At 65.0% G+C, this 22,562-nt stretch carries 21 protein-coding genes; 14 read left to right on the top strand and 7 right to left on the bottom strand.

All coding sequences use genetic code 11. The features are described 5' to 3' along the window. Positions 1-13: 13 nt before the first annotated feature. Both ACCD07_RS14860 and ACCD07_RS14855 read right to left on the bottom strand, forming a co-directional pair. Entirely contained in the window at positions 14-415 is a 402-nt protein-coding gene (locus tag ACCD07_RS14860; protein ID WP_413447779.1) for a DUF3224 domain-containing protein, read from the bottom strand. Positions 416-426: 11 nt separating this feature from the next. Continuing rightward, complete coding sequence (locus ACCD07_RS14855) at positions 427-2,010, bottom strand: sensor histidine kinase (RefSeq protein ID WP_176652532.1); 1,584 nt, start codon at positions 2,008-2,010, stop codon at positions 427-429. A 172-nt stretch (positions 2,011-2,182) separates the two neighbouring features. Between ACCD07_RS14855 and ACCD07_RS14850 the strand changes: the two genes are divergently transcribed. After that, on the top strand, positions 2,183-2,530 hold the full coding sequence (locus ACCD07_RS14850) for a hypothetical protein (RefSeq protein WP_413447778.1): 348 nt from the start codon (positions 2,183-2,185) through the stop codon (positions 2,528-2,530). After that, positions 2,523-3,368: an HDOD domain-containing protein gene (locus ACCD07_RS14845; protein ID WP_176652530.1), complete on the top strand. Its 846-nt coding sequence runs from the start codon at positions 2,523-2,525 to the stop codon at positions 3,366-3,368. The genes ACCD07_RS14850 and ACCD07_RS14845 overlap by 8 nt, the downstream gene beginning before the upstream one ends. Before the next feature lie 82 nt (positions 3,369-3,450). Here ACCD07_RS14845 and ACCD07_RS14840 read toward each other — a convergent pair whose 3' ends face one another. Further along, positions 3,451-3,783 carry a hypothetical protein gene (locus ACCD07_RS14840; protein WP_176652529.1) on the bottom strand — a complete coding sequence of 111 codons (333 nt, stop codon included), beginning with the start codon at positions 3,781-3,783 and terminating at the stop codon, positions 3,451-3,453. Between the two features lie 364 nt (positions 3,784-4,147). After that, on the bottom strand, positions 4,148-4,489 hold the full coding sequence (locus ACCD07_RS14835; RefSeq protein WP_413447777.1) for a hypothetical protein: 342 nt from the start codon (positions 4,487-4,489) through the stop codon (positions 4,148-4,150). Between the two features lie 168 nt (positions 4,490-4,657). On the opposite strand from ACCD07_RS14835, the gene ACCD07_RS14830 reads away from it, so the two are divergent. The 9 genes from ACCD07_RS14830 to ACCD07_RS14790 all read left to right on the top strand — a co-directional run bounded on the left by ACCD07_RS14830 (position 4,658) and on the right by ACCD07_RS14790 (position 14,169). Further along, a complete protein-coding gene (locus tag ACCD07_RS14830; RefSeq protein WP_176652527.1) occupies positions 4,658-5,737 on the top strand; it encodes a PhoH family protein in 1,080 nt (359 codons plus the stop codon). After that, positions 5,721-6,185, top strand: a complete 465-nt coding sequence (gene ybeY / locus ACCD07_RS14825) for an rRNA maturation RNase YbeY (protein ID WP_176652526.1) — start codon at positions 5,721-5,723, stop codon at positions 6,183-6,185. The genes ACCD07_RS14830 and ybeY overlap by 17 nt, the downstream gene beginning before the upstream one ends. Before the next feature lie 90 nt (positions 6,186-6,275). Next, positions 6,276-7,160 (top strand): HlyC/CorC family transporter, encoded by an 885-nt coding sequence (locus tag ACCD07_RS14820; RefSeq protein ID WP_176652525.1) that lies wholly within the window; start codon positions 6,276-6,278, stop codon positions 7,158-7,160. Next, entirely contained in the window at positions 7,160-8,731 is a 1,572-nt protein-coding gene (gene lnt, locus ACCD07_RS14815) for an apolipoprotein N-acyltransferase (RefSeq protein WP_413447847.1), read from the top strand. The genes ACCD07_RS14820 and lnt overlap by 1 nt, the downstream gene beginning before the upstream one ends. Positions 8,732-8,821: 90 nt before the next feature. Further along, on the top strand, positions 8,822-9,742 hold the full coding sequence (gene glyQ / locus ACCD07_RS14810) for a glycine--tRNA ligase subunit alpha (protein ID WP_413447776.1): 921 nt from the start codon (positions 8,822-8,824) through the stop codon (positions 9,740-9,742). Positions 9,743-9,756: 14 nt separating this feature from the next. Further along, a complete protein-coding gene (gene glyS / locus ACCD07_RS14805; protein WP_353400858.1) occupies positions 9,757-11,865 on the top strand; it encodes a glycine--tRNA ligase subunit beta in 2,109 nt (702 codons plus the stop codon). 15 nt (positions 11,866-11,880) lie between these two features. Then, positions 11,881-12,447 (top strand): D-glycero-beta-D-manno-heptose 1,7-bisphosphate 7-phosphatase, encoded by a 567-nt coding sequence (gene gmhB / locus ACCD07_RS14800; RefSeq protein ID WP_176652522.1) that lies wholly within the window; start codon positions 11,881-11,883, stop codon positions 12,445-12,447. 67 nt (positions 12,448-12,514) lie between these two features. Beyond that, positions 12,515-13,207: a lysophospholipid acyltransferase family protein gene (locus ACCD07_RS14795; RefSeq protein WP_413447846.1), complete on the top strand. Its 693-nt coding sequence runs from the start codon at positions 12,515-12,517 to the stop codon at positions 13,205-13,207. 17 nt (positions 13,208-13,224) lie between these two features. Further along, the gene (locus ACCD07_RS14790) at positions 13,225-14,169 is read left to right on the top strand and encodes a M48 family metallopeptidase (RefSeq protein WP_413447775.1); all 945 of its coding nucleotides are present in this window, start codon (positions 13,225-13,227) and stop codon (positions 14,167-14,169) included. A gap of 7 nt (positions 14,170-14,176) precedes the next feature. Here the strand turns inward: ACCD07_RS14790 and ACCD07_RS14785 are convergent, their stop codons facing one another. Then, positions 14,177-14,644, bottom strand: coding sequence for an Lrp/AsnC family transcriptional regulator (locus ACCD07_RS14785; RefSeq protein ID WP_176652517.1), 468 nt, complete (start codon positions 14,642-14,644; stop codon positions 14,177-14,179). Between the two features lie 153 nt (positions 14,645-14,797). Between ACCD07_RS14785 and ACCD07_RS14780 the strand changes: the two genes are divergently transcribed. The 3 genes from ACCD07_RS14780 (at position 14,798) to ACCD07_RS14770 (ending at position 20,244) form a co-directional block, all read left to right on the top strand. Next, complete coding sequence (locus tag ACCD07_RS14780; protein WP_413447774.1) at positions 14,798-17,611, top strand: TonB-dependent receptor; 2,814 nt, start codon at positions 14,798-14,800, stop codon at positions 17,609-17,611. A 29-nt stretch (positions 17,612-17,640) separates the two neighbouring features. Then, positions 17,641-19,014, top strand: a complete 1,374-nt coding sequence (locus ACCD07_RS14775; protein ID WP_176652515.1) for a M28 family peptidase — start codon at positions 17,641-17,643, stop codon at positions 19,012-19,014. 150 nt (positions 19,015-19,164) lie between these two features. Beyond that, positions 19,165-20,244, top strand: a complete 1,080-nt coding sequence (locus ACCD07_RS14770; RefSeq protein WP_413447773.1) for a patatin-like phospholipase family protein — start codon at positions 19,165-19,167, stop codon at positions 20,242-20,244. Positions 20,245-20,257: 13 nt separating this feature from the next. Here ACCD07_RS14770 and waaA read toward each other — a convergent pair whose 3' ends face one another. Continuing rightward, positions 20,258-21,541 (bottom strand): lipid IV(A) 3-deoxy-D-manno-octulosonic acid transferase, encoded by a 1,284-nt coding sequence (gene waaA, locus ACCD07_RS14765; protein WP_413447772.1) that lies wholly within the window; start codon positions 21,539-21,541, stop codon positions 20,258-20,260. A 10-nt stretch (positions 21,542-21,551) separates the two neighbouring features. Next, positions 21,552-22,562: a lipopolysaccharide heptosyltransferase I gene (gene waaC / locus ACCD07_RS14760; RefSeq protein ID WP_413447771.1), complete on the bottom strand. Its 1,011-nt coding sequence runs from the start codon at positions 22,560-22,562 to the stop codon at positions 21,552-21,554.

Here is a 22,562-nt window from a genome sequence, read left to right as displayed (position 1 = left end):
CGGCGCCGCCTGCTTAAGCAACGGCGGGCAGCGCATAGTCGAAATCGTAGTAGTGCTTGCCACCCTCGATACGGATCTGCAGCTTGCCGCTGAGGCCGGCCAGTTCATCGCGGCCCGAATCGGCCACCACCAGCACCGCCAGGCCGGCCGCGCCGCGCTCCATGGTGCCCGTATGATGCAGCAGGAAGCTGCCGCGCCGCCCTTCCAGCGTCCCCTGCACCAACTCCATCGCCACATAAGCACCCGACATCAGCGCGCGGTCCATGAAGGCCAGCATCTCGCCCTTGCCGCTGGCCTCCAGCGGGCCGTGGTACTGCTTGTCGAGCGACATGCGGCCGAGGCCGGTTTCGGCCGCCACTGCGGACATCGCCTCGGGCGTCATCTTGACGCTGAATTCACCGCTAACGGTAGTCATGCTGATCCTGTCTAAGTGTGCAGATGGGCTTCGGCCGCCTGCGCGGCCTGTTCGTCGACCGGCGTCACGCACGGCATGCGCAGCACGAAACTGGCGCCCTGCCCCAGTACGCTGGAGACGGTAATGGTGCCGCCAAACTGCTTGGCCATCAAGTTGAACACGATATTCAGTCCGAGCCCGGTGCCGCCCTGCCCGCGCCGGGTGGTGACGAACGGGTCGAACACCTTGTCGATCATGTCCGGCGGGATGCCCTTGCCGTTGTCGGTCACCTGCATCTCGATCCAGTCCGCCTGCTGCGCCACGCCGATGGTGATGCGGCCCTCGTCGTCCGGATCGAACGCGTGCTCGACGCAGTTCAAGGTCAGGTTGGTGATCACCTGCGCCAGCGCGCCGGGATAGCTGTCGAGCATGATGTCCGGCGGACAGGCGATGCTGACGACGATGCGGGTCTTCTTCAGCTTGGGCTGCAGGCTGGACACCACCTCGTTGATATAGTCGCGCAGCTCGAAACGGCGGCGCGCCTCGCTGACCTGGTCGACCGCGATCTGCTTGAAGCTGTGGATCAGGTGCGCCGCGCGGTAGGCGTTGTTCATGATCAGGCGCGTGCTTTCGGAGGCCGTGTCCAGGTAGCGCATGATGTCGGACTTCTTGATGTTGCCGCCGTCGACCGACTGCTTGACCTTTTCGGTGGCCTCCATCAGCACCGAGGCGCTGGTCAGCGCGATGCCGACCGGCGTGTTGATCTCGTGGGCCACGCCGGCCACCAGCCCGCCCAGCGAGGCCAGCCGTTCGGCCTGCAGCAGCGATTCCTGTGTGCGGCGCAGGTCGTCGAGCGCCTTGGCCGTGGTCTGCGCCGACTTGCGCGCCTCGTCCTCGGCCTCGCGGATGCGCTGGATATTCGATTTGACCTTGCGCTGGATGGCGTTGAAGCCGCGGATCACCTCGCCCAGCTCGTCGTGGCGGCTGTCCGGCAGTTCCTCGACCTCGTCGCTGCCGCGCGTGGCCAGGTCGAACAGGCCGTCGCGCAGCCGCTTGAGCGGATCGAACACGATGCGCAGCGACAGCGCCAGCGCGGCCACCAGGATCAGGTCCAGCAGCAGCACCTCGGTGACCTTGCGGCGCACTTCGGCGGCCAAGGTGGCGTCGATCTGCGCGCGGCTGAAGTTGACCACCACGCGGCCGACGATGACCGGCTTGAGCGAGGCGCCGGCCGCGCCGGAATCGCGGTAGGCCAGGTCCGCCACCACCGGCGAGCCGCCGACGGCGGCATCGTTCTCGATCGAGCTGACGCTGCCGTTTTCATTGCGCAGCTTGCCGGAGAACAGGCCGACCGAGGTGTCGTAGACGCGGATCGACACCAGCTCCGGCGGCAGCATCTCGGCGGCGACGATGTTGTCGACCTTGGCCTTGTCCAGGTCCCACAGCGCCGACGGCAGGCTGGTTTGCAGCCGGGTCAGCACGCCCTGGCGCAGCCGCTGGCTGCTGACTTCCAGCTCGTGTCCCAGGCTGTATTGGGCATACGTGCCGGAAATGCCGAGCACCAGCGTCACGATGACCACGAAAAGCAGCGTCAAGCGGCCTTGAATCCCGAACATCGGCTAACCTCCCTGGCAACATGGAATTGACGGCAACGTCCCAATGTACGGTATGGCATGAGACTTGGCAAGAATTAGGACATAACCCTTAGGACAAAACCGCCGGCAGACTTTGCCCGCTTGCAATGGTAAGATCAGGCAATGTAGATCAGGTGGCAAAACGGAGGACCTCATGACTAGCAATTATCAACCCTTGAACCTGGTGCAGGTACGGCCGGGGATGGTCTTGTCCGACGAATTGCTGGACGTGCAGGGCCATGTGCTGTTGCCGCAGGGCACGGTCTTGACCGAGGCCATGCTGGCGCTGATGCCGCGCCACGGCATCGCCGTGCTGCCCATCCTGCAGGAGGAGGTGTCGGCGGAAGCGGTGCAGGCAACGCTGAACCATCACGAGGCCCGCATCGCCCAGCTGTTCCGTAAAAACGACGCCGACAGCGACAGCGACTGGGCCACCGCCACGCTGCGCCGCTTCGTCTCGGACTTCCGCCTGGGCACAGAGGAGACGCCGGAGCATGAGTAATACGCTGAGTTACGACGACGTCGTCCGCACGCTGGACGACCTGCCATCGCTGCCGGCGGTGGTGATGGAGCTGCTCAACAGCATAGACCAGGACGATGTCGATATTTCCGTGCTGGCCAAGAAGGTGTCGCACGACCAGGCGCTGACGGCCAAGACCTTGCGCCTGGCCAACTCGTCGCTGTACGGCCTGCAGGTCAAGGTGACCACGATCCAGCAGGCGATCACCTACCTGGGCTTCCAGACCACGCGCAACCTGATCACGGCGGCCGCCGTCACCGGCTGCTTTGCCGAGGGCCATTGCCCGGGCTTCGACCACAAGGCGTTCTGGCGCCATTCGATCGCCACCGCCGCCTGCGCCAAGGTGCTGGCGCGGCAGATGCGTTTCAACCAGGATTACGCCTTCACGGCGGGCTTGCTGCACGACATAGGCCGGCTGGTGCTGGTGTCCTGCTTCCCCAACCAGTATTCGGAAACCATCGCCTACCGCGCCGACCATGACTGCTACCTGCTGGACGCGGAGCGCGCCGTGCTGGGCATCGATCATGTCGACGCCGGCCTGGCGCTGGCTGAACACTGGAATTTTTCCGATACGATGCGACTGGCCATCGGCGGCCATCACGATCCGGAGGCGCCGGGCGCAGGGTTCCTGGCCGCCATCATTCACGTGGCGGACGCCATAGTGCATGCGCTCGATCTGGCGCAGGTGCAGGACGATCTGGTCCCGCCCGTATCCACCGTGGCCTGGACTGCGCTGGGCCTCGATGAAGAAATCTATCTGCAATTGTTCCGCGAGACGGAACTGCAATATGAAGAAATTTCCATGGTGCTGCTGAGCTGACGAATCAGCTGTGAAGCGGCGGCTGGCTGCCGGCCGGGCTGGGGTCAGCCACGGCAACGGCAGCAGCGGATGCGCGGGCGCATCAGTGACGCGCGTAGGTTCCGGCTTCGGCCTTTTCAGTGCGTTCCTCTGGCTTCGGACGGCCCTGGGCATCGGACAGACGATACTTGGTGCGGCGGTCGCCCATCAGATCGCGCAGGTCGCGGATGCTCATGCCGGTCACTTCATGCATGCGGATCAGCAGCGAGGCGCCCACCGGCAGGCGGTGATGGCGGATCTTGCTGATGACCGGCGGCGCGACTTCCAGCAAACGCGACAGCGCGGCATCGTTTTTCAGTTGCATCTTGCCGAGCAAGATATCCAGGAGGTGGTTCGGGTTGTAGCTTTCCTGGGAAGCGAGAGCGTGGTGTGCCATGATTTTCCTCGTTGAGTTGGGTGATCGGATAGTGCTGGTTCGAACTTAAGGACAACTTAGATACTTTCAATAAAGTTCGTTACTGCTGAATTGCCTTTCGTGCAAGATTATTCTATGCTTAAAAGGGCCTGTTCCAGCCGGTACGCGCAGAGCGAAGATTGTTCGACATCAATCGCCGGCTAGAAACCTTAGCAACAATGCTATTTCATCACATGGGGCCCGAGGGTGTCGCACGCAAGAACTTGTAGGAAACTGTTACACAAAGCAAGTTCGTCTTTACACAGGCGGGGGAAGGCGAAATGAGGTGGTAATGAGGCGATAACGCGGCGCGGACGGCGTTGCCGCCGTCCGGCGAAAGCGGGGTTTATGCGGTGGTGTCGATGTTGCGGCCGAGCGTGGTTTTGCCGCTGTCGCGGCGTTGCAGTTCGGCACGCTGGTCGGCCGCTTCGGCCTCGCGGCGCTGGGTCGCCGTGGCGTCCTCGTTAGCCTGGGCGCGGGTGCGCTGGGCGTCGGTATTTTTTTCCACGCGGTTTTGCACCGCACGCTCGGCCTCGCCGCTGCGCGCCAGGCCTTCGGCGCGTTCGGTCTGGCTGGCCTGCTGGGCGCGCTGCGTATCGCGGTTGGCGCGCGTCTCGCGCTGGTTGGCCGCCTGGATGCCCTCCAGCGGCGTGCTGATGCGCGACGACGAAATCGAATTAACCGCCATGAAACCCTCCGGAGTGCTGATCGATAGTGACGAATAATGACTATTGGCCACGCTTTAAATGTAGAAGCGCGGCGCGGCAAAATCAAGCACTATCGCGGTTGGCGCAGGCAAATTACGTTAAACTATCGGCTGTGCCGGTCCCGCCGGCCTCTCTCATAAAGCATTCCATTGAAAACCAAAACCCCAGTCCAGCCGTACTACTTTGTTCCGGAACCGCTCGACAACGCGCGGCTGGCACATTTGTGCGGCCCCCTCGACGAAAACCTGCGCCAGATTTCCGCCGCGCTGGACGTCACTATTTTCCGTCGCGGCGAGAAATTCATCGTCAGCGGCCACAACGCCGAACGGGCGGTGCAGATCCTCGAACAGTTCTACGCGGTCGCCAACAAGATCGTCCCGATTGAAGAAGTGCAACTGGCGCTGGTCGAGCAGCGCGCCGGCCTGGCGGTCGCCTCCGCCGCGATCGCCGCCGCCGCCGCGCCCGACCAGCCGCGCCCGCTGGAGGCGCCGTTCGTCGAACCCGAGATCAACAGCCCCATCCTGAAGACCCGGCGCGCCGACCTGCGCGGCCGCACGCCGCACCAGATCCGCTACCTGCGCAACATCCTCGAGCACGACATCAGCTTCGGCGTCGGCCCGGCCGGCACCGGCAAGACCTACCTGGCCGTGGCCTGCGCGGTCGACGCGCTCGAGCGCGACGCCGTCAAGCGCATCATCCTGACCCGTCCCGCCGTCGAGGCCGGCGAGCGCCTGGGCTTCCTGCCGGGCGACCTGGCGCAAAAGGTCGATCCCTACCTGCGCCCGCTGTACGACGCGCTGTACGACCTGCTCGGCTTCGACCGCACGCAGAAAATGTTCGAGAAGCAGGTGATCGAGATCGCCCCGCTGGCCTACATGCGCGGCCGCACGCTGAACCACGCCTTCGTCATCCTCGACGAGGCGCAGAACACCACCGTCGAGCAGATGAAGATGTTCCTGACGCGCATAGGCTTCGGCAGCAAGGCCGTGGTCACCGGCGACGTCACGCAGGTCGACCTGCACAAGAGCCAGAAGAGCGGCCTGGTCGACGCCATCCAGGTGCTGAAGGACGTGCGCGGCATCGCCTTCAGCCACTTCAACAGCGAAGACGTGGTGCGCCACCCGCTGGTGGCGCGCATCGTCGACGCCTACGAGACGGCGCACAACCACGAAGCGGAAATCGCTCCCCTACTCAAAGCCACGGCTCTCAAAAATGTCCGTAAAAAATAAACTGACGCTGTCGGTGCAGTATCCCGACGCCCGTTTGCAGGAAACCATCACCCGGCCGAAGATCCGCCGCTGGGTGCAGGCCGCGCTGTTCGCGCCGGCCGAGCTGACGATACGCTTCGTCGACGCCGAGGAAGGCCGCACGCTGAACCGCGAATACCGCGAAAAGGACTACGCCACCAACGTGCTGACCTTCGCCTACAACGAAGGGGAGGAGTTGCCGGACGATGCGCCGACCCAGGCCGACATCATCCTCTGCACCGACGTGCTGCAGAAGGAAGCGGCCGAGCAAAAGAAAACCGTGGAGGAACATACGGCCCACCTGGTCATCCACGGCGTGCTGCACGCCCAGGGCTACGACCACATGGACGACGAGGAAGCGGCCGAGATGGAAGGCATAGAAACCGAGATCCTGGCCGGCCTCGGCATGGCCGATCCCTACGCCGATTGACGCGCCGGGAGCTGTCTTTTTGACAAAAACGGCTCCTGCTCCCCATTTCGTGTATCCTATACCCCTTCGAAACAACGGCTCACGCCTCCTATGCAAGAGCACTCTAGTGGCGTCAAGACTGACGCCAAACCCCATCGGTCGCTGTTTGAACGCCTGACCGCACTGATTTCCCCCGAGCCAGAGAACCGCGCGGAACTGCTCGAAGTTCTGCACGACGCCCACGAACGCAACCTGATCGACGCCGACGCCCTGTCGATGATCGAAGGCGTGTTCCAGGTGTCGGACCTGTCCGCCCGCGACATCATGATTCCACGCTCGCAGATGGACGTCATCGACATCTCCAAGCCGATCGAGGAATGGCTGCCACTGGTGCTGCAGACCGCCCACTCGCGCTTCCCCGCCATCGAAGGCGAGCGCGACAAGGTGATCGGCATCCTGCTGGCCAAGGACCTGCTGCGCTACTACGCCGAGGAATCGTTCGACGTGCGCGACATGCTGCGCCCGGCCATCTTCATTCCCGAATCGAAACGCCTGAACGTGCTGCTGCGCGACTTCCGCGCCAACCACAACCACATGGCCATCGTGGTGGACGAGTACAGCGGCGTGGCCGGCCTGATCACCATCGAGGACGTGCTGGAACAGATCGTCGGCGACATCGAGGACGAATACGATTTCGACGAGGAAGAGGACAACATCCTGTCGATCAAGGAAGGCGTGCACGGCCCGCGCTGGCGCATCAAGGCGCTGACCGAGATCGCCCAGTTCAACGAAGAACTTGATACGGCGCTGCCTGAAGACGACGTCGACACCATCGGCGGCCTGGTCGCCAAGCACCTGGCGCGCATGCCGCACAAGGGCGACGTCTTCGATTTCGAAGGCATGCGTTTCGAAGTGCTGCGCGCCGACGCCCGCCAGATCCATGTGCTGCTGGTGGAGAAACTGCCGCCTGCCGCGATCGACGGCGACGACGCGTGATGCGCTTTCGCCGCGCCAATCCGAACGTTCCCCCCAAGCCGCAACGCCCGACCCGAGGCCGGATGATCATCACCGGCCTGGCCGGCGCGTTGTGCGTGTTCGCCTTCGCGCCGTTCGGCTGGTGGCCGCTGGAGATCCTCGGCCTGGCGACCCTGTTCTACCAGGTGCTGCGCAGCAGCGACATCAGGGCCGCCGCGCTGATCGGCTGGGCCTTCGGCTTCGGCTGGACCGCCGCCGGCACCCACTGGCTTTACGTTTCCCTGCATACCTACGGCGCCATGCCGGCGCCGCTGGCGGTGGCCGCCGTGCTGCTGCTGGCCGCCGCCATGGGCCTGTACGTCGCGCTGGCGATGGGCGGCGCGGCCTGGCTGCGCAAGCGCTGGGCGCTGCCGCTGCCGGCCGCCAACCTGCTGGTGCTGCCGGCCATGTGGTCGCTGTTCGAATGGATACGCGGCTGGCTGTTCACCGGCTTCCCTTGGCTGTCGGCCGGCTACGCCCACAACCACAGCCCGCTGGCCGGCTACGCGCCGGTGATCGGCATGTACGGCCTGGGCTGGCTGGCGGCGGTCGTCGCCGGCGCCCTGCTGTTGCTGGCGCACCGCACCCGTTTGAAGGCGGCCGCGCTGATCGTCGCCATTCCGGCGGCCGGCTTCGGCCTGAGCCTGCTGCACTGGACCTACCCGGAAGGCAAGCCGATCTCGGTGCGCCTGCTGCAGGGGAATATTCCGCAGGATGAAAAATTCAACGGCGCCCACGTGCAGGCGACGATGAAGCTGTACCAGGACGCCATCATGGCCGCGCCGGCCGACCTGATCGCCACGCCGGAGACGGCCATCGTCATGCTGCCGCAGCAGCTGCCGCCGGACTACCTGCCGGGCATCGCCCAGTTCCTGAACAAGACCAACAGCAACCTGATCCTGGGCATCCCGCTGGCCGACAGCCAGACCGCCTATTTCAACAGCGTGATCGGCATCCCGTCCAAGCTGGGTTCCAGCTACTACCGCTACGACAAGCACCACCTGGTGCCGTACGGCGAGTTCATCCCGTTCGGCTTCCGCTGGTTCGTCAACCTGATGTCGATCCCGCTGGGCGACATGACCAGCGGACGCGACATCCAGCCGGCGTTCGCCATCAAGGACCAGCGCGTGCTGCCCAACATCTGCTACGAAGACTTGTTCGGCGAAGAGATCGCCGGCCAGCTGAACAACCCGGCGCAGGGCCAGAAACCGGCCACCATGCTGCTCAACACCTCGAACCTGGCCTGGTTTGGCGACACCATCGCCATCCCCCAGCATTTGCAGATCTCGCAGATGCGCACGCTGGAAACGGGCCGCCCGATGCTGCGGGCGACCAATACCGGCGCCACCGCCATCATCAATGGCCAAGGCACCGTCGTCCAGCAACTGCCGGTGAACACCTACGGCACGCTGGCGGCGCAGGTGCAGGGCATGGCCGGCAGCACGCCCTACATCCTGTGGGGAAACAAGCTGTTCCTGGCGTTGGCCGCGCTGTCGCTGGCTGGCGCCTGGTTTTGGGCCCGGCGCGCAAAAAACCAGCCAAAAGCCGCTTAATCTCTACAGGCTCCCTGTAAAACCCGCTAAAATTGCCGCTTTAGCGAAACTGCAACCGCACGCCCCGATGTGTGCCACCGACTACACAAGATGCTGACATTTCAACAAATTATCCTGACCTTGCAAACCTACTGGGACCAGCAAGGCTGCGCCCTGCTCCAGCCCTACGACATGGAAGTCGGCGCCGGCACCTTCCACACCGGTACCTTCCTGCGCGCGATCGGCCCCGAGCCCTGGCGCGCGGCCTACGTGCAGCCGTCGCGCCGCCCGAAGGACGGCCGCTATGGCGAAAACCCGAACCGCGGCCAGCACTACTACCAGTACCAGGTGGTGATGAAGCCGGCGCCGGAAAACATCCTGGACCTGTACCTGGGTTCGCTGGAAGCGCTGGGCCTGGACCTGAAGCAGAACGACGTCCGCTTCGTCGAGGACGACTGGGAATCGCCGACCCTGGGCGCCTGGGGCCTCGGTTGGGAAGTCTGGCTGAACGGCATGGAAGTGACGCAGTTCACCTACTTCCAGCAAGTCGGCGGCCTCGATTGCAAGCCGGTGCTGGGCGAGATCACCTACGGCATCGAACGCCTGGCGATGTATCTGCAGGGCGTCGAGAACATGTACGACCTGGTGTGGACCACGTGGGAAGAGAACGGCGTGACCAAGACGCTGAAGTACGGCGACGTGTTCCACCAGAACGAAGTGGAGCAGTCGGCCTACAACTTCGAGCACTCGAACACCGAGCTGCTGTTCGCCCAGTTCAACAACCACGAGTCGGAAGCCAAGCGCCTGATCGAGCTGCAACTGACCTTGCCCGCCTACGAGCAGATCATGAAGGCCTCGCACAGCTTCAACCTGCTCGACGCGCGCGGCGCCATCTCCGTGACCGAGCGCGCCGCGTACATCGGCCGCGTGCGCGCCCTGTCGCGCCTGGTCGCGCAAGCCTACTACGATTCGCGTGAGCGCCTGGGCTTCCCTATGGCTCCCGCCGCCGTCGCCGCCGTTGCTGCTGAATAAACGATATAAATAATATGACTCAAACTCTGCTCATCGAACTGCTGACCGAAGAACTGCCGCCGAAGGCGCTCGCCAAACTGGGCAAGGCTTTCGCGGACGGCATCGTCAACGGCCTGAAATCGCGCGACTTCCTGGAAGCCGACAGCGTCGCCACCTCGTTCGCCTCGCCGCGCCGCCTGGCCGTTTCCATCACCAAGGTGCGCGCCACCTCGCCGGACAAGTCGATCCGCGAAAAAGTGCTGCCGGTCTCCGTGGCGCTGGACGCCGCCGGCAACGGCACGCCGCCGCTGGCCAAGAAACTGGCAGCGCTGGGCTTCCCCAACCTGACCGTGGCCGACCTGGAACGCGCGCAGGACGGCAAGGCAGAAAGCTTCTTCTACACCTACACCGCGGCCGGCAGCGCGCTGCAAGCGGGCCTGCAAGCCGCGCTGGAAGACTCGGTCGCCAAGCTGCCGATTCCCAAGGTGATGAGCTACCAGCGCCCGGACGGCGCCACCGTGCAGTTCGTGCGTCCGGCGCACAGCCTGATCGCGCTGCACGGCGCCACCGTGCTGCCGTTGACGCTGCTGGGCCTGACCGCCTCCAACGTCAGCGAAGGCCACCGCTTCCTGACCGCGCCGGGCAAGCGCCTGGTCACCATCGCCGACGCCGACAGCTACGCCGCCACCCTGGCCACCGAGGGCAAGGTGCTGGCCAGCGTTGAACAGCGCAAGGAAAAAATCCGCGCCGAACTGCTGGCCAAGGCCGGTGCCGACCAGGTGCTGATGCCCGAAGCGCTGCTGGACGAAGTGGCCGCGCTGGTCGAATGGCCGGTGGTCTACGAGTGCAAGTTCGAGGAAGAGTTCCTGGCCGTGCCGCAGGAATGCCTGATCCTGACCATGCAGACCAACCAGAAATACTTCGCGCTGACCGACACCGCCGGCAAGCTGCGTTCGCGCTTCCTGATCGTCTCCAACATCGCCACCGACACGCCGGCCGCCATCATCGACGGCAACGAGCGCGTGGTGCGTCCGCGCCTGTCCGACGCCAAGTTCTTCTTCGAGCAGGACAAGAAGAAAACGCTGGAATCGCGCCTGCCGCTGCTGGAAAAAATCGTCTACCACAACAAGCTGGGCACGCAAGGCGCGCGCGGCGAACGCGTGGCCGCGCTGGCCGCGTTCATCGCCACCGCCATTGGCGGCGACGCCGCGCTGGCAAGCCGCGCCGCCAAGCTGTCGAAGGCCGACCTGGTCACCGAGATGGTGGGCGAGTTCCCCGAGCTGCAAGGCATCATGGGCACCTACTACGCCCGCAACGACGGCGAGCCGGAAGACGTGGCGCTGGCCGCGTCCGAGCACTACCAGCCGCGCTTTGCCGGCGACGCCCTGCCGTCCACCGTCACCGGCACCGCCGTGGCGCTGGCCGACAAGCTGGAAACCCTGGTCGGCATCTGGGCCATCGGCCTGGCGCCAACCGGCGACAAGGATCCGTTCGCGCTGCGCCGCCACGCGCTGGGCGTGCTGCGCATGCTGATCGAGAAGCGCCTGCCGCTGTCGATCTCCGGCCTGCTGGCGCACGCCTCGCAGCTGTTCGCCTCCGTGGCCGGCTTCAAGGATCCAGGCGCCGACGTCTACACCTTCATGATCGACCGCCTGCGCGGCATCCTGCGCGAGCGCGGCTTCTCGCCGAACGAGATCGAAGCGGTCGTGGCGCAGAATCCGGACCGCCTGGACGACATCGTGCAGCGCCTGGAGGCCGTGCAGGCCTTCGCCGCGCTGCCGGAATCGGCCTCGCTGGCCGGCGCCAACAAGCGCATCACCAACATCCTGAAGAAGAACGAGGAAGCGCTGGCCGCCGCCGGCAACAGCGGCGTCAACGTCTCCCTGCTGCAGGACGCGGCCGAGAAGAACCTCAACACCGCCGTGGTGCGCGTGCTGCCGGAAATCGACGCGGCGTTCAACCGCGGCGACTTCGCCGGCACGCTCAAAACGCTGGCGCAGCTGCGCGAGGAAGTCGACGCCTTCTTCAACGACGTCATGGTCATGGCCGAGGATGTCGCGCTGCGCAACAACCGCCTCGCGCTGCTGTCGTCGCTGCACGGCATGATGAACCGCGTGGCCGACATTTCGAAACTGGCGGCGTAAATGGGTACGCCGTCCATGAAACTGATCATCCTCGATCGCGACGGCGTGATCAACCACGATTCGCCGGACTTCATCAAGTCGCCGGCCGAGTGGATCCCGATTCCCGGCTCGATGGAAGCGATCGCCCGCCTGAACCAGGCCGGCTACCGCGTGGTCGTGGCGTCGAACCAGTCGGGCATCGCCCGCGAGTTCTTCGACATGACCATCCTCAACGCGATACACCAGAAGATGCACAACCTGGCGCAGCAGGTCGGCGCCGACATCGACGCGGTGTTCTTCTGCCCGCACGCGGCGACCGACAACTGCGATTGCCGCAAGCCGAAGCCGGGCATGTTCACGGAAATCTCGCAACGCTATAAAATCAGCCTCAAAGGCGTGCCGGTGGTCGGCGATTCGTTGCGCGACCTGCAGGCCGGCTATGTGAGCGGCTGCGTGCCCTACCTGGTCCTGACCGGCAAGGGCGAAAAAACCCAGGCCACAGGCGGCCTGCCGCCCGGTACAATGGTTTTCCCGGACCTGGCGGCCATGGTCAACCACCTGCTCAAAACCAGCGCCCCGCCGGTGCTGCAAGTCGTCAGCTAAACAGTTTTTGGAGTCTGCATTGGGTCATCCCGTCTTGTTTCTGCGTTCCCTGATTTTCACCATCGTCATGGTGGTATCGACCATCGTCTGGGCCTGCGTATGCTTCCTGGCAGCGCCGCTGCCATACAACCAGCGGTTCTGGGTCACCTCCCGCTGGAACGTGTTCATGATCTGGTGCCTCAAGGTCATCTGCGGCATCCGCTACCAGATCAAGGGGGCCGAAAATTTCCCTGACGCGCCGGCCGTCGTGCTGTCGAAGCACCAGTCGGCGTGGGAGACCATCTTCCTGCTGCCCAACCTGCCGCGCCCGCTGGTGTTCGTGTTCAAGAAAGAGATCCTGTACATTCCATTCTTCGGCTGGGCGATGGCGCTGCTGCGCATGATCCCGATCGACCGCAAGCAGGGCAAGCACGCGTTCGCGCACGTGGTGCGTCACGGTAAGCGACGCCTCGCCGACGGCCAATGGATTATCATGTTCCCCGAAGGGACGCGCATTCCCGTCGGCCAGACCGGCAAGTATAAAAGCGGCGGCACGCGTCTCGCCATCGAGACCGGCGCGGTGGTTGTACCGATTGCGCACAACTCCGGCGAGTGCTGGCCAAAAAATTCTTTCATCAAACGCCCAGGGCTTGTTACAGTATCGATAGGCAAACCGATTTCTCCGAAAGGTCAAACCCCGGACGGCATGATGCAACAGGTGGAAAATTGGATAGAATCAGAAATGCGCGTCATTTCGCCCCACGCCTACAACGCTGGCTAGATGATCTGGCCACGCTGGTGAAGCCGGCGTCGCCCAGCGACGCCAGCCAACTGGACCTGTTTGGACGGGAGGCGCAGTCGTCTCCCAAAGCTGTCTACACCGCGCCGGTATGGTCGGTTCCATCTCCCTCTTCCTCGAATGCTCCGGCGCTGGTTTCTCCCTACGTCGATCCGCCGCAAACCGCCGTTCCCGTCAAGCCGCGCGCACTGGTGGTGCCGCCGACCGACCAGCCGCCCAAGCGCCAGCTGATGGTCGGCGAATTCATACTCGAATATGAACTGCGCCGCTCGACGCGCCGCTCGATCGGCTTCATGATCGACGACGACGGCCTGCGCGTGACCGCGCCCAAGCGCATCAGCATCGCCGAAATCGACAACGCCATCCGCACCAAGCAGCACTGGATCCTGGACAAGCTGAAGGAACGGCGCGAACGCCGCGCCGCGCGGCTGGAGAAACCTCCGGTGGAATGGAACGACGGCGCGCAGCTGCCCTATCTCGGCGCCGACATCACGCTGCGGCTGCTGGTCGGCGGCCGCAACCGCACCAGCTACAACCCGGCCACGCGCGAGCTGTCGATGGTGCTGATTCCCGGCGCCACCGAAACGCTGCTCAAGGAGCGGGTGAAGGCCTGGTACCAGCAGGAGGCCAAGCTGCTGTTCGAGCAGCGGCTGGACCTGTACGCGGCGCGGCTGGGCGTGCGCTACCACTCGTTCGGCCTGTCGTCGGCCGGCACGCGCTGGGGCTCGTGCACGGTGGACCGCAAGATCCGCCTGAACTGGAAGCTGATCCACTTCTCGCTGCCGCTGATCGACTACGTCATCGCGCACGAGCTGTCGCACATCCTGGAGATGAACCACAGCGCTCAGTTCTGGAACACGGTGGGCCTGATCTATCCCGAATACGAAGAGGCGAAAAACCTGCTGCGCAAGCGCGCGCAGGAGTTGCCGGTGCTGTTCAGCTAAGACTGCGTCAAGCCTGCGGCAGCGGCGGGTTGACCGGCGCCTTGACCTCGTGCAGCACGAACGAGGTGTAGATCTCCTTGATGCCGGGCAGGCCGTTGATGTGGGCTTCGGCAAACACGCCGTAGGCCGCCAGGTCTTCCGCCACCACCATCAGCTGGTGGTCGTAGCGGCCGGAGATGCGGTGGCAGGCCAGCACCTGCGGAATCGCCGCCACCGCGCGTTCGAAGACCTGCAGGTTCGCGGTGTCCTTCATCTCCAGCGAGATGTGGACGAAGGCCGTTACCTGGTAGCCCAGCTTGCGGGAATCCAGCCGTGCCTGGTAGCCGCGTATCACCCCCTCCTCCTCCAGCCGCTTGACCCGGCGCCAGCACGGCGAGGTCGTCAGCGATACCCGTTCGGCCAGGTCGGCACTTGAAAGCCTTGCATCTTCCTGCAGCGCCTCAAGTATCTTCATATCGATGCGGTCCAATTTCATTTCAGCACATCCATTTCATTCCCTCGTCAAAAGCACCGGATTTATTGCGCAAATTTACTTTCCCACAGAACAAATATAGCAAAATATTGTTGATTTCACCAGCTACAATCTTTGCATTCATTTCATTCATATAGCCATCTGGGAGAGTCAAGCATGTCCGCACCGCGATTAAAAATATCCAAATCCGCCTACGCAGTTGCCACTGTGCTCGGCTCCGGCCTGATGCTGCCGCACCTGGCCGCCGCGCAAACCGACACCGATGCGCCGAAAATGGAACGCGTGGTCGTCACCGGTTCCTCCATCAAGCGCATCGACGGCGAGACCGCGCTGCCGGTGCAGATCCTCAAGCGCGAAGACATCGAGCGCACGGGCGCCGCCACCACCGAGGAACTGGTCAAGCAGATCAGCGCCTTCAGCAGCGCCGGCAGCGTCAGCACCTCCGCCGCGGCCGGCACCCAGACCGGCTCGATCGCCGCGCTGTCGCTGCGCGGCCTGGGCAGCGCGCGCACGCTGGTGCTGATCAACGGCCGCCGCGCCTCGGTCTACGGCGGCGGTTCCGGCGGCCTGGCCGGCGCCTCGGTGGACGTCAACAGCATTCCGCTGTCGGCCATCGAACGGGTCGAGGTGCTGAAGGACGGCGCCTCCGCCGTCTACGGCAGCGACGCCATCGCCGGCGTGGTCAACTTCATCCTGCGCAAGGACTTCACCGGCGTCGAGCTCAACGCCATCTACGGCGCGCCCGTCGTGGCCGGGCCGCACGGCGGCCAGAAGCGCTTTTCCGTGCTGGCCGGCATCGGCGACGACAGCTACAACGTCACCTTCGGCGCCAACTACCAGACGGTGCAGGCCATCCTCGGCGCCGACCGGCCTTACGCGTCGCGCCTCAACGCCGGCCAGCAGAACGACCTGCTGTCGAACATCGCCTTCCCGTCCAATGTGAGGATTCCGGCCACCGGCGCGCTGAAGAACCCCAACCTGGCCAATTGCGGCCCGGTGTCGCAGGTGTCGCCGTACACGCCCACCATCTGCAGCTTCGACAACAGCCCCTACGTCTCCATCCTGCCGGGCTCGACGCACGCCAACCTGATGCTGAACGGCCGCAAGACGCTGTCGGCCGACGCCGAAGCCTACTTCGAAAGCGCCTACAGCCAGAGCCGCACGATGACGCAGACCCAGGCGGTGCCGATCGCCTTCAACACCAACCTGCCGGCCAACAATCCCTACAACGCCTACCTGGCCAACCTGGTCGCGACCAAGTATCCCAGCCTGGCCAGCAAGCCGTTCACCGCCACCTTCGGCGCGCAATATCCGAGCGCCTTCCTGCTGCCGCCGTCGAGTCCCTACTACCCGCAGGCGTTTGCCGCCGCCAATGGCCTGGCCGGCCAGCCGCTGATCATCAGCTACCGCGACATGGCCAACGGCGTGCGCAACCAGACCGATCAGTCAGACGCGGCCCGCGTCGTGGCCGGCGTGCGCGGCAAGCTGGCCGGCTGGGACTACGACAGCGGCTTGCTGTACAGCGAAAGCAAGGTCAAGGAGCTGCTGTATTCCGGTTTCCCGCAGTATTCGAAGCTCATGCCGCTGCTCGACAGCGGCGTCATCAACCCCTTCGGCGAGACCACCGACAAGGCGGCGCTGGATGCGGCCAAGGCGGCCGAATTCGTCGGCGCCGTGTACCGCTCCAAGACCTCGATCACCAGCATCAACGCCACCGCCACGCGCGAGCTGGCGACCTTGCCGGCCGGCCCGATGAACGTGGCCTTCGGCGCCGAGGCGCGCCAGGAAAAATTCGCCTACGACCCGTCGCTGGCGGTGCAGACCGGCGACATCGCCGGCCAGGGCGGCAACCAGCTGCCGGTGTCGGCGCGGCGCAATGTGGAGTCGGCCTTCGTCGAGCTCAGCGTGCCGCTGCTGAAGAAACTCGACGCCGACCTGGCGGTCCGCTACGACAATTACCAGAACGTCGGCGACACCGTCAATCCCAAGGCTTCGCTGCGCTGGCAGCCGAGCGAATCGGTGCTGCTGCGCGGCTCGGCCGGCACCGGCTTCCGCGCGCCGTCGCTGACCGACCTGTACGCCGCCCAGGCGTCGAGCGTGACGGCCAACGGCACGCGCGACATCCTGCGCTGCCCGGACACCAAGACCGGCCTGCCCACCGACTGCAACAACCAGTTCCCCACCATCACCGGCGGCAATCCCGACCTGAAGCCGGAAAAATCCCAGTCCTTCACTGTGGGCGCGGTGCTGGAGCCGGTCAAGAACATGTCGCTGTCGATCGACGCCTTCCGCGTCAACCTGAAGAACGCCATCGTCGGCGGCGGTCTCAGCGCCACCTACATCCTCGGCACGGCGGCGCGCGAGCAGCAATACGCCAGCTACATCCGCCGCGGCCCGGCCGATCCGTCCAACCCGAGCGGCCTGGGCGCCATCACCGCCATCCTGCAGACCAACGCCAACCTGTTCAAGACGCAGATGGCCGGCATCGACATCGACGGCAAGTACGACTGGCGTCTGGCGCCGGCGCAGAAGGTGACCTTCCAGCTGTCCGGCACCTACATGAGCAAGTACGATGTGCAGGGACCGGACGGCAGCTACACCAGCTCCATCAACCAGGCCAGCTCCGCCGCCAACGGCGTGATCCTGCGCTGGAAGCACAACGCCAGCGCCACCTACGCGCGCAAGGACTGGAGCGCCTCGCTGACGCAGAATTTCCAGCAGGGCTACAACGACATCCCGGGCAACAAGTCGGCCACCGCGCTGCACAAGGTCGACGCCTACCAGACCTTCGACGCGCAGCTCAGCTACACCGGCTTCAAGTCCACGCGCCTGCAACTGGGCGTCAAGAACCTGACCGACCGCAACCCGCCCTACACCAACTACTCGCCGAGTTTTGTCGGCGGCTACGACCTCAGTTATGCTGACGTCAACGGCCGCTACGTTTACCTGAACGCGACCTACAAGTTCTGATCCACCCCATGACCGATACAAGGAAACACATGAAGTTCTCGCATAAACTTACCCTGCCGGCCGCGTTGCTGCTGTGCGCCGGTGGCGCCTGCGCGGCCGACGCGGAGCCCAACATCGCCGCCCACCAGGCGCAGATCGACCAGATCGTCAAGGAGATTTCGCCGCAGCGCATCGAAGGCTATGTGCGCAAGCTGGTCGGCTTCGGCACCCGCCACACCATGTCCGACACCGTCTCCGACACGCGCGGCATCGGCGCCGCGCGGCGCTGGATCAAGAGCGAACTGGAACGCTGCGGCGCGGCCGCCGGCGGCCGCCTGCAGGTCGGCTACGACAGCCACGTGCATCCGGTCACGCCGCGCCTGAGCCATCCGACCGAGATCGTCAACGTGGTCGCCACCCTGCCCGGCACCCAGGCCGAATCGGTGGACCGCATGTACGTGGTCAGCGGCCACTACGACTCGCGCGTGACCGACGTCATGAACGCCACCAGCGACGCGCCGGGTGCCAACGACGACGCCTCCGGCACCGCCGCCGTGATGGAAATGGCCTGCGTGATGGCACGCCACAAGTTCGACGCCACCCTGGTCTTCATGACGGTGGCGGCCGAGGAGCAGGGCCTGTTCGGCGCCGAGCACTGGGCCGAGCAGGCCAAGCAGAAGAACTGGAACATCGCCGGCATGCTCAACAACGACATCATCGGCAGCTCGCGCGCCGACGACGGCCATGTCGACAATACCCAGGTGCGCCTGTTCGCGGAGGGCGTCCCGGCCGTCAAGGAGATGTCCGACGCCAACCGCGCGCTGGTGGCCACCGGCGGCGAGAACGACTCGATCACGCGCCAACTGGCGCGCCACATCAAGGAAACGGGCGAGCGCTATGTCGACAAATTCGCCGTCAACGTGATCTACCGGCGCGACCGCTACCTGCGCGGCGGCGACCACAGCCCCTTCCTCGACCGCGGCTATGCGGCGGTGCGCTTCACCGAGCCGAACGAGGACTTCAACCACCAGCACCAGGACCTGCGCGAGGAAGGCGGCAAGAAAATCGGCGACCTGCCGGAATACGACGACTTCAACTACATCGCCCAGGTGGCGCGGGTGAACGCGGCGTCGCTGTCCTCGCTGGCGCTGGCGCCGGCCGCGCCGCAGCAGGTCAAGGTGCGCACGGCCAAGCTGGACAACAATACCGAGCTGACCTGGCAGGCCAACAAGGAGCCCGACCTGGCCGGCTACCGCATCGTGTGGCGCGACACCACGGCCGCGCAGTGGCAGGGCGCCGTCTTCGTCGGCAACACCACGCAGTACACCATCAAGCGCTCGAAGGACAACTTCCTGTTCGGCGTGCAGGCGGTCGACAAGGACGGCAACGTCAGCGTCGCCACCTACCCGCTGCCGCAGCGCTGAGCACGCCGTCAACGAGCTGCCGGCCTTGTTTCCCCGACAATGCCGGCAGCATCATTATGGTTTTTTCGAATGTCCATTATCAGTTAAAAAAAGTTGCCGTACGGCATTTTCCATGTTAGTTTGTGCTGCATTGCAACATGGAGAATCCTCATGACTCAACTCAAAGTAACAAAGAAAACAGGCCTGGTGCTGGGTGGCGGCGCGCCGAATTCGCCGCTGATCGCGGGAGCGCTGGCGGCTTTTCTCGACCAGGAAGTAGAGTTCGACGTGATCTCCGCCTCGGGCGCCGGAGTCCTGATGGGACTGCTGTACACGGCGCCGCTGGAAGGCTCGCCGCGCGAGGCGCTGAAGCGCTGGGCCGACGCCGGCGTGGCCGACAGCATCTACAAAATGATGCCGGTCAACTACAAGATCTTCCACAAGCCGGGCAAGGAAGCCGACGCCTTCCGCGGCACGTTCAACCAGCCCGCCACCGGTCCGGCCTTCCCCGGCATGCAAAACCTGTTCGCCAACGGCAGCGTGCCGTGGGCCGACTGGACCCAATTGATGATGTCGACCATGTCGCCGTCCAACCTGTCGGCAAAAAGCCTGGGGCTGTGCGCACACGCGCCCTTCCTGGAAGGCGCCGTCGACTTTTCGGCCATCGCGCGGATGAAGCCCGAGTTCTACATCAACGCCTACAACCTGAACCAGCACCGCATGCAGATCTGGGACAAGCGGGAAATCCAGGCGCAGCACGTTCGCGCCGCGCTGTCCTTCCCGTTCCTGTATGCGCCGACGGAGATCGACGGCGAGGACTATATCGAGGGCGCCGCGCTGGAGACGCTCAATTTCGATCCCTTCATCGAAGGCAAGGGCGAGCATCACGACACCGACACCCTGATCGTGCTCGACATCCTCGGCGACGAACGCCTGCTGCGCAAGCCGCGCAACCTGTACGACGCCTGGGTCGGTTCGATGATCACGCCGCTGGTCAAGGTCTCGCAAAACCAGCTGCGGCTGTTCGAGCTGGAGCACAACACCGACCGCAAAACCGGCCTGCCCAAGCGGCGCCTGCTCAAGCTCGAGCTGATGGCGGCCGTGCCGGAACAGCATCTGCCCTACACCATGGACTGGTCGACGTCCAACATGCAGCTGCTGTTCGATATCGGCTACAAGGCCGCGACCCGGTTCTGCCGTCAGCACTCCAGCGTGCTGCGCTACGCCGAAGAGACCGAGCTGGCAAGCTGAGAGACTCCGCGCTTTATGGCTTGAGCAGCGCAGGCAACAGCGCCAGTGTGCGGCGGGTGGCGCCGCGGTGCTGGTTGGCGAAGGCCAGCGCGTTGCGGCCCATCGCATCGCGCGCGGCGGTGTCGCACAGCAGGCGCGCCGCTTGCGACATCAGCGCTGCGGCATCGGCGACGCGCTGTGCGCCGCCGGCGGCCAGCGCGTCTTCCGTCACCAGCGCGAAGTTGAAGGTGTGCTGGCCGATCAGCACCGGCTTGCCCAGGGCGGCCGGCTCGATCAGGTTCTGGCCGCCCAGCGGCAGCAGGCTGCCGCCGACGAAGGCGACATCGCAGGCGGCGTAGTAGGCGAACATCTCGCCCATCGAATCGCCCAGCAGCACGGTCACCTCCCCCGACAGTACAGCCCCGTCCAGCGCCAGCCTGCTGCGGCGCTGGAGGTTCAGGCCGCGCGCGGCGGTCATCTTTTCCACTTCGTCGAAGCGCTGCGGATGGCGCGGCACGATCAGCAGCAGCATGTCGGCCGGCAACGCCGCCCGCGCCTGCTGGAACGCCTCCAGTATCAGTTCTTCCTCACCCTCGCGCGTGCTGGCGCACAGCAGCACCGGACGGGCGCCGATGGCCCCGCGCAGCGCAGCGCCGACCGCCAGCGCCACATCCGGCACCACCACGTCGAACTTGATGCTGCCGGTGATTTCCACCCGCTGCACGCCGAGCGAGCGCACGCGCTGCGCATCGGCCTCGGTCTGGGCGGCGACCAGCGCAATGCCGCGCGCCGCGTCCAGCATCAGCGAACCAAGGCGCGTGGCCTTGCGCAGCGAGCGCTCGGACAGGCGCGCGTTGGCCAGCACCACCGGCACATTGCCCGCGTTGCACCCGGCGATCAGGTTCGGCCATACCTCGGTCTCCATCAGGATGCAGACGGAAGGCTTGAAATGGCCGATGAAACTGCCGACCATGAAGCCCGTGTCATACGGCAGGTAGGATTGCAGCAGCCGCTCGCCATGTTTGGCGAACAGCGCCTTGCCGGTGGCGCGGCCGGTCGGCGTCATGTGGGTAAGGACGATGCGGGACGACGGATAAGCGGCCAGCAGCGCATCGATCAGCGGCTCGGCGGCGCGCGTCTCGCCGACGGAGACGGCGTGTACCCACAAGGTTTGCGCGGTGGATGGCGCGCCGCTGTAAAAACCCAGCCGCTCGCCCCAATGCCGGCGATAGCCCGGCTCCTTGCGTCCGCGCAGCCACAGGCGCGCCAGCACCAGCGGCAAGGCCAGCCACCACATCGCAGAATAAAAAAGTCGCATAGTTATCAGTTCAGGCCAGCAGTTGCCTGGCTGCCGCCAGCACTTCGGACACCGGCGGCGGCGCGCCCTTGTCGCCCAGGTTGATGATGCGTGGCGACCAGTTGCCTTCGGTCTTCCAACGCGGCGAGTCGGCGTAGATCTCCACGGTCGGCCGCACGAAGGCGGCGGCGATGTGGGTCAGGCCCGTGTCGACGCCGATCACCAGGCCGGCGTGCCGCGCCAGCAGCATGGCGTCGGCCATCGACAGCTTGGGCAGCACGCGCGCGTTCGGCAGGCCGGCGGCGATGAACTCGGCCTCCGCCTTTTCCTTCGGCGAGCCCCATGGCAGCAGGATGGGCATCGGCGCCAGTTCGCGTCCCAGCGCGATCCAGTTGTCCGGCGCCCATTTCTTCGGATCGCGCGCGGTGCCGTGGAAGTAGACGGCGTAAGGCTCGGCCGGCATCCAGTCCGGACGCGGCTCGCCGGCCGGGACTTGCGCCAGGCCGAAATCGGCCGGCGTGTCGGCCGCATAGCCAAGCGCCGCGGCGGCGACGATGCGTCCGCGCGCCACCGCGTGCGTGCGCGGGTCGGTCGGAATGCTGAGATTGTGGAAGATGCGGGAGACGCCCTCGTAGCCGGAACCCTCGCTGCCGTTGGCCAGGCCGACCTTGCGGCCGCCCTTCACCACCCGGGCCGCGCCCATGATGATGCCGGTCTTCAGCAGGCCCTGGGTGTCGAACACGTAGTCGTATTGCTGCTGGCGCAGGATGCGGAAGAACGCCTTGATCTCGGCCCGCGTTTCCGGCTTGCCGAGGCTCTTGCGCCAGCGCCGCAGCGCAAACGGGATGATGGTGCGCACGCGCGCGTTGAGCCGCACCAGGCTGACGTAGCCCTCCTCCACCACCCAGTCGATATTCGCGTCCGGAAAATGGCGGGCAATATCGGCCACCATCGGCAGATTGTGCAGCACGTCGCCCAGCGAGGAGACGCGCACCAGCAGTATGTTCAAGGGCCTGCCGTTGCCACCCGTTTGCGGCACCAT

It is taken from the genome of Duganella sp. Dugasp56 (genome assembly GCF_047304105.1).
In the GTDB taxonomy this organism is placed as follows: domain Bacteria; phylum Pseudomonadota; class Gammaproteobacteria; order Burkholderiales; family Burkholderiaceae_D; genus Rugamonas; species Rugamonas hordei.
The sequence above is the reverse complement of the archived record's forward strand: the minus strand, read 5'-3'. Positions and strand labels throughout refer to the sequence as shown.